5 protein-coding genes are annotated in these 6,099 nt (G+C 74.2%); 2 read left to right on the top strand and 3 right to left on the bottom strand.

Annotation, left to right across the window (positions count from 1 at the left end):
• Nucleotides 1–40 precede the first annotated feature (40 nt).
• From ACFV0G_RS33310 to ACFV0G_RS33320, 3 genes are all read right to left on the bottom strand, one after another.
• Nucleotides 41–1,738: a phospho-sugar mutase gene (locus ACFV0G_RS33310; RefSeq protein ID WP_380556074.1), complete on the bottom strand. Its 1,698-nt coding sequence runs from the start codon at nt 1,736–1,738 to the stop codon at nt 41–43.
• Between the two features lie 101 nt (nt 1,739–1,839).
• Nucleotides 1,840–2,661 carry a purine-nucleoside phosphorylase gene (locus ACFV0G_RS33315; protein ID WP_380556076.1) on the bottom strand — a complete coding sequence of 274 codons (822 nt, stop codon included), beginning with the start codon at nt 2,659–2,661 and terminating at the stop codon, nt 1,840–1,842.
• A gap of 151 nt (nt 2,662–2,812) precedes the next feature.
• Complete coding sequence (locus tag ACFV0G_RS33320; RefSeq protein WP_380556078.1) at nt 2,813–3,250, bottom strand: gamma-glutamylcyclotransferase; 438 nt, start codon at nt 3,248–3,250, stop codon at nt 2,813–2,815.
• Between the two features lie 122 nt (nt 3,251–3,372).
• Between ACFV0G_RS33320 and ACFV0G_RS33325 the strand changes: the two genes are divergently transcribed.
• Both ACFV0G_RS33325 and ACFV0G_RS33330 read left to right on the top strand, forming a co-directional pair.
• Complete coding sequence (locus ACFV0G_RS33325) at nt 3,373–4,827, top strand: NAD(P)H-quinone dehydrogenase (RefSeq protein ID WP_380556080.1); 1,455 nt, start codon at nt 3,373–3,375, stop codon at nt 4,825–4,827.
• Between the two features lie 223 nt (nt 4,828–5,050).
• Nucleotides 5,051–5,980 carry a DeoR/GlpR family DNA-binding transcription regulator gene (locus tag ACFV0G_RS33330; RefSeq protein WP_380556082.1) on the top strand — a complete coding sequence of 310 codons (930 nt, stop codon included), beginning with the start codon at nt 5,051–5,053 and terminating at the stop codon, nt 5,978–5,980.
• The last annotated feature ends 119 nt before the right edge of the window (nt 5,981–6,099 follow it).

A 6,099-nucleotide genomic window follows, 5' to 3' on the forward strand; every position in this document is an offset into this window, starting at 1 on the left:
GGGCGGGGCCCTTCGCGTGCCCGCGGTTGCGGGCGGCGGCTCAGCGGGGGATGCCGGCCGCGGCGGCGAGGTCGCGCTTGACCGCGTCGAGCAGGGCCGCGGCGCGCTCCCGGGCGCCGGCCAGCTCGGCGGCGCTGCCGACCGGCAGCACCACCTCCAGGTAGCACTTGAGCTTGGGCTCGGTGCCGGAGGGCCGTACGACGATCCGGGCGGAGCGGACGCCCTCGCCGGCCAGCCGGTAGCGCAGGCCGTCGGTGGGCGGCAGGTCCGCGGAGCCGGCCGTCAGGTCGTCGGCCGCGGTGACCCCGAGGCCGGCGAGGACGGTCGGCGGCCGCTCGCGCAGCCGCTGCATGGCGTCGGCGATCACCGACAGGTCGTCGACCCGGGCGGAGAGCTGGTCGGTGGCGTGCAGCCCGTGCTCCAGCGCCAGGTCGTCCAGCAGGTCGGCCAGGGTGCGGCCGGACTCCTTGAGGGTGGCCGCGAGTTCGGCGACCAGCAGGGCGGCGGTGATGCCGTCCTTGTCGCGGACGCCGGCCGGGTCGACGCAGTAGCCGAGCGCCTCCTCGTAGCCGTAGCGCAGGCCGTCGGCGCGGGAGATCCACTTGAAGCCGGTGAGGGTCTCGGTGTACCCGAGTCCGGCCGCCTCGGCGATCCGGCCGAGCAGGGTGGAGGAGACGATGGTGGTGGCGAAGGTGCCGGCCGCCCGCTTGGAGACCAGCGTGGCGCCGAGCAGGGCGCCGACGTCGTCGCCGCGCAGCATCCGCCAGCCGCCGTTGGCCGGCACGGCCACCGCGCAGCGGTCGGCGTCCGGGTCGTTGGCGATGACGATGTCCGGGCCGACCGCGCCGGCGGTGCGGAACGCGAGGTCCATCGCGCCGGGCTCCTCCGGGTTGGGGAAGGCCACGGTCGGGAAGTCCGGGTCGGGCTCGGCCTGTTCGGCCACCACGGTGGGGGCGGGGAAGCCGGCCTGCTTGAAGGCGGCCAGCAGGACGTCCCGGCCGACGCCGTGCAGCGGGGTGTAGACGACGTCGAGGTCGCGCGGGCCGCCCGGGTCGAGCACGGTGACCGCGCGGTCCAGGTAGGCCTGGAGCACGTCGTCGCCGAGCACCTCCCAGCCGTCCTCGGCCAGCGGGACGTCGGCGAGCGAGCCGATCGCGTCGATCTCGGCGGCGATGTCGGCGTCGGCCGGCGGGACGATCTGCGAGCCGTCGCCGAGGTAGACCTTGTAGCCGTTGTCCTGCGGCGGGTTGTGGCTGGCCGTGACGGTGACGCCGGCCGCCGCGCCGAGGTGGCGGATCGCGAAGGCCAGCACCGGGGTCGGCAGCGGGCGCGGCAGCAGGGCGGCGCGCAGGCCGGCACCGACCACCACGGCGGCGGTGTCCCGGGCGAAGTCGTACGACTTGTGGCGGGCGTCGTAGCCGATCACTACGAGGTCGCCGAGCCCGGGGTTGGCCCGGACGTAGGCGGCGAGGCCGGCGGCGGCGCGGATGACCACGGCGCGGTTCATCCGCATCGGGCCGGCGCCGAGCTCGCCGCGGAGCCCGGCGGTGCCGAACTGGAGCCGGCCGGAGAACCGTTCGGTCAGCCGGGACCAGGCGATCCGCTCGCCGGACTCCGCGTCGGGGCCCTCGGCGGCGGCGAGCAGCGCGGTGAGCTCCTCGCGGGTCTGCGGGTCGGGGTCCTCGGCGAGCCAGGCCCGGGCCCGGCCCAGGAGGTCGTCGGTGTGTGCCTGCGCCATGCTGCGAGCTCCAAGTGAGGTGGGTGCCGACGGCGGGACGGCCGGACGCGCGGGTGGTGCCCGCCCGCCCGGCCGTCTACCGATTCTGCGTCAGATCGGGCTCAGATCCGCTCAAGGACCTTCGCGAGCAGGGCGCCCATCCGCTCGGCGCTGGCCTTGCCGGCCTCCAGCACCTCTTCGTGGTTGAGCGGCTCGCCGGTGATGCCCGCGGCCAGGTTGGTGACCAGCGAGATGCCGAGCACCTCGGCGCCGGCCTCGCGGGCGGCGATGGCCTCCAGGGTGGTCGACATGCCGACCAGTTCGCCGCCGATCACCCGGGCCATGTTGACCTCGGCCGGGGTCTCGTAGTGCGGGCCGCGGAACTGCACGTAGACGGCCTCGTCGAGGGACGGGTCGATCTCGCGGCAGAGCGCGCGCAGCCGCTTGGAGTACAGGTCGGTGAGGTCGACGAAGTTCGCGCCGACGATCGGGGAGTCCGCGGTGAGGTTGATGTGGTCGCTGATCAGCACCGGCTGACCGGGCGTCCAGCCCTCGCGCAGGCCGCCGCAGCCGTTGGTGAGGACGATGGTCCGGCAGCCGGCCGCGGCCGCGGTGCGCACGCCGTGCACGACGGTGGCGACGCCGTGGCCCTCGTAGTAGTGGTTGCGGCCGAGGAAGATCAGGGCGCGGCTCTCGCCGATCTTCACCGAGCGGATCTTCCCGGCGTGGCCGGCGACGGCGGGGGCCGGGAAGCCGGGGAGTTCGGTCACCGGGAACTCCGCCACGGTCTCGCCGAGGGCGTCGGCGGCCGGCACCCAGCCGGAGCCCATCACGAGGGCGACGTCGTGGCGCTCGGCACCGGTCAGCTCGCGCAGGCGATCGGCGGCGGCCCGGGCAGCGGCATAGGGGTCGGCGGAGACGACCGACTGAGGAGATGCGTTCACGGGACCGAGGATAGACAAGATTCGCCTACGCGCGTAGACATTGCCGCCAAGACGCGCCGGATCGTTACCAGGATGAGGGGAAAAGACCGGAAAGCGCCGGTTTCCCGCCGCCGCGTCCGGAGGATCCTCCGAGGCCCGCCCGCCGCCGTCCTCAGCAGGGCCGTCGGCGCAGGTCCTGGATGTAGTCGTCGGGGGCGCCGGCGCTCTCCGCCGCGTCCGCGATCAGGCCGAGGTAGCGCGCGGCCGGCAGGCCGCCCTCGTAGTCGTTCAGCACGTACGTCCAGACCGGGATGTCGCCGTCGAGGGTGTGCGCGCGCAGCCGGATCTTGCGGTAGATCCCGAGCTGGACGCCCTCCCAGCGGTCCAGGCCCTCCTCGTCCATCGGCGCCACGTCGTAGAGCGAGACGAACACCTGGTCCTTCTCGTCCTCCACCACGGTGGCCAGCGAACCCTCCCAGCCCAGCTGCTCGCCGCCGAAGGTCAGCCGCCAGCCGTCCAGCCAGCCCGTGCCGCGCAGCGGGGAGTGGGGGGCCCGCCGGCTCATCTGCCGGGAGTCGAGGTTCGTGGCGTACGCGGCGTAGAGCGACATGGGCGCCAGCCTACGGGAGAGCGCTGCCCGGGACGGGTGCGGGCGGTGTTCACCGCCGCGTCCGGCGGGGGTGAGGAGACGGCAACGCCCCCGCCGTGGCTTTGGTTCCGGCATGCGGGAGAATGGTGCTCGTGACTCGGATCGTGATCATCGGTGGCGGACCCGGCGGATACGAGGCGGCCCTGGTGGCAGCCCAGCTCGGCGCGGAGGTGACCGTCGTCGACCGCGACGGCCTGGGCGGATCGGCGGTGCTGACGGACTGCGTGCCGTCCAAGACCCTGATCGCGACCGCCGAGGTGATGACCACCTTCGACAGCTCCTACGAGGAGCTCGGCATCATCGTCGCCGACGACACCCCGCCGCTGGAGCAGGCGGCCAGGGTGGTCGGCGTGGACCTCGGCAAGGTCAACCGCCGTGTGAAGCGCCTGGCGATCGCGCAGTCCCACGACATCACCCAGGCCGTCACCCGGGCCGGGGTCACCGTGCTGCGCGGCAAGGGCCGGCTCGGCGCCGGCGGGCAGGCGGTCGACGGCTCCCGCGAGGTGCTGGTCGAGCACGCGGACGGCAGCACCGAGTCGCTGCGCGCCGACGCCGTGCTGATCGCCACCGGTGTCCACCCGCGCGAGCTGCCCGACGCCCAGCCGGACGGCGAGCGGATCCTCACCTGGACGCAGGTCTACGACCTGGACGAGCTGCCGCGCGAGCTGATCGTGGTCGGCTCCGGCGTCACCGGTGCCGAGTTCGCCGGCGCGTACCAGGCGCTCGGCTCGAACGTCACCCTGGTCTCCAGCCGCGACCGCGTGCTGCCGGGCGAGGACCCGGACGCCGCCGAGGTGCTGGAGGACGTCTTCCGCCGCCGCGGCATGAACGTGATGAGCCGCTCCCGCGCCGAGAGCGCCAAGCGCGTCGGCGACAAGGTCGAGGTCACCCTCTCCGACGGCACGGTGATCGAGGGCACCCACTGCCTGATGGCGGTCGGCTCGATCCCGAACACCGCCGGCGTGGGCCTGGAGGAGGCCGGGGTCTACCTCAACGACTGGGGCCAGATCAAGGTCGACCGGGTCTCCCGCACCACCGCCCCCGGCGTGTACGCGGCTGGCGACTGCACCGGCGTCTTCATGCTCGCCTCGGTCGCCGCCATGCAGGGCCGGATCGCCATGTACCACGCGCTCGGCGACGCGGTGCAGCCGCTCAACCTCAAGACGGTCGCCTCCAACGTCTTCACCGACCCGGAGATCGCCACCGTCGGCTACACCGCCGCCGACGTCTCCTGCGGGAAGATGGACGCCGTCGAGGTGAAGCTGCCGCTGCGCGGCAACCCGCGGGCGAAGATGCAGGGCATCCGGGACGGCTTCGTGAAGCTGTTCGCCCGCCCCGGCACCGGCATCGTGGTCGGCGGCGTGGTCGTCGCACCCCGCGCGAGCGAGCTCATCCATTCGATCTCGCTCGCCGTGGACAACAACTTGACGGTCGAACAGGTGGCCAGCGCCTTCACCGTGTACCCCTCGCTCTCCGGCTCCACCGCGGAGGCCGCGCGCCAGCTGCACATCCGCAAGCGCGAGGACTCGGACTCCTGACCGGGTGAAGACAGTTGAGGGGCGGCCGCCGCAGCGGCCGCCCCTTCGTCTCACCCGGGCGGCCGAGCGCGGGCCCGGCGACCGGCGGCGCGAATTGTACGGTCGCGCGCCGCTCGCAGGTGAGCGTTTCCGGCTACCAGCTGCAAACGCCTGAAAGCAGACGGTCATTCAGGTTACCGTCGGTTCCGTGTTTGCTGCAGAACGTCGCCAGTTGATCCTCGAGATGGTGCGCGCCAACGGAGCCGTGTCGCTCCGTGAGCTGGCCCGCGTCGTCCAGACCTCCGAAGTCACCGTCCGTCGGGACGTGCGGGCCCTGGAGTCCGAAGGGCTGCTCGACCGCCGGCACGGCGGGGCGGTGCTGCCCGGGGGCTTCAGCCGGGAGCCCGGCTACCCGCAGAAGACCCACCTCGCCGCGGCCGAGAAGAGCGCCATCGCCGACCTGGCCGCCGGCCTGGTCGAGGAGGGCGACGCCGTGGTCGTGGGCGCCGGCACCACCACCCAGGAGCTGGCCCGCCGGCTCGCCCGGGTGCCCGGCCTCACCGTGGTCACCAACTCGCTGCTGGTGGCCCAGGCGCTGGCGCACGCCAACCGCGTCGAAGTGGTGATGACCGGCGGCACCCTGCGCGGCTCCAACTACGCCCTGGTGGGCAGCGGTGCCGAGCAGTCGCTGGCGGGCCTGCGGGTCTCCAAGGCCTTCGTGTCGGGCAGCGGCCTGACCGCCGAGCGCGGGCTGTCGACCACCAACATGCTGTCCGCCAGCGTGGACCGCGCCCTGGTCCAGTCGGCGGCGGAGGTGATCGTCCTCGCCGACCACACCAAGCTCGGGTCGGACACCATGTTCCAGACCGTGCCGACGGAGGCGATCACCCGCCTGGTCACCGACGAGCAGTCCGCCACCCACGACCCGACGGCCCGGGAGCTCGACGCGCTGGCCGACTGCGGGGTGCAGATCTCGCTCGCCCCGCTCGGGCCCCCGGCCGAGGCCTCGCCGCACGGGGGGCCGCCGCACCCGGTGCAGGCCCACCAGGCGCCGCCCGGCGCCGGCCCGGCCGTGCTGCGCCGCCAGGCCCCGCCCGGCTCCCCGCTGCCCGGCCAGCGCCGCCCCGGTGTGCACGGCGGCCTGATGCGCCCGCTGGCCACCGGCCGGCCCTGACGCAGGCCGCATCCGGGCCCGGCTCCCCGCCGGGCCCGGTGCCGTACGGCGCGCGCCCCGCCGATGGCCCGCAGGGACGACGACGACGGCCGGCCCGCACCCTGTGAGGGGTGCGGGCC

The organism is Kitasatospora sp. NPDC059571 (assembly GCF_042735675.1).
Classification (GTDB): domain Bacteria; phylum Actinomycetota; class Actinomycetes; order Streptomycetales; family Streptomycetaceae; genus Kitasatospora.